Below are 1,072 nucleotides of genomic sequence, written 5' to 3'. Positions count from 1 at the left end.
GCGACCATGAATTCGTGCCCTGGCACATGGGCATCGTGAGTTAGCGCCTCGACTCGAAGGCACGCATCACCTATTACAAAACAGGAGACAAACCATGCAGGACACGTCACAGGGCGGCCCTCGCTCGAAAGTGCGCTGGGTCGTCGCCGGCCTCATGTGGGCGGCGATTGCCATCAACTACATCGACCGTACCGTGCTGTCGGCGGCCGCGCCGCACATCCAGAAGGAATTCCACCTGAGCGCCGTGGAAATGGGCGTCGTCATGTCGGCGTTCTTCTGGTCGTATGCGCTGCTGCAGTTGCCGGCGGGCATTCTGGCCGACCGCTTCGGGCAGAAGAAGGTGCTCGGCTTTGCGGTGCTGTGGTGGTCCGTTGCGACGGCGTTGACGGGCCTGGCAAACGGCTTCAAGTCGCTGGTGGGCCTGCGTGTGGCGCTGGGCATCGGTGAGGCGGGTGCGTACCCCAGCAGCGCGGGCATCACGGGGCGCTGGTTTCCAAAACAGGAACGCGCCACGGTGGCGGCCATTTTCGATAGCGGCTCGAAGCTGGGCAGCGCTGTCGCGTTGCCGCTCATCGCATGGCTGTTGGTGATGTTTGATTGGAAGATCACCTTTGCCGTGACGGGCGGGCTGGGCATCGTGTGGGCAGTGGTGTGGTGGGCGGTGTTCAAGGAAACGCCGGAAGAACACAAGGGCGTGAACGCCGCTGAGCTGGCCCACATCCAACGCGGCCTGCCGGCAGCCCGTAGCAAGGATGAACCCAAGGTGCCCTGGACGAAGCTGCTGACGCACCGGAACATCTGGGCGATGTGCATCGGCTTCTTCATGATCAACTACAACTCGTACTTCTTCATCACGTGGCTGCCGACGTACCTGTCAAGGAGCGTGGCATGGGCCTGATGCAGATGGGCCTCATGGCGTCGCTGCCGCTGTTCGTGTCGATGTTCGTGGAGGTGTTCGCGGGCTGGGCGTCGGACCGTGTGTATGCCTCCGGCAAGCTTTCGCTCACGGCCACGCGCAAGCTGTTCCTCATCATCGGCCTGGTGATGGCGTCGAGCATCGGGCTGGCGGCGT

1 pseudogene is annotated in these 1,072 nt (G+C 63.1%); it reads left to right on the top strand.

Annotated features, from left to right (window positions below):
* Positions 1 to 94: 94 nt before the first annotated feature.
* Positions 95 to 1,072 (top strand): annotated as a pseudogene (locus tag FUT88_RS26015) (MFS transporter); the annotation flags it as partial.

Source organism: Ralstonia sp. TCR112 (assembly GCF_007997035.1).
Lineage (GTDB): Bacteria > Pseudomonadota > Gammaproteobacteria > Burkholderiales > Burkholderiaceae > Ralstonia > Ralstonia edaphi.
The sequence above is the reverse complement of the archived record's forward strand: the minus strand, read 5'-3'. Positions and strand labels throughout refer to the sequence as shown.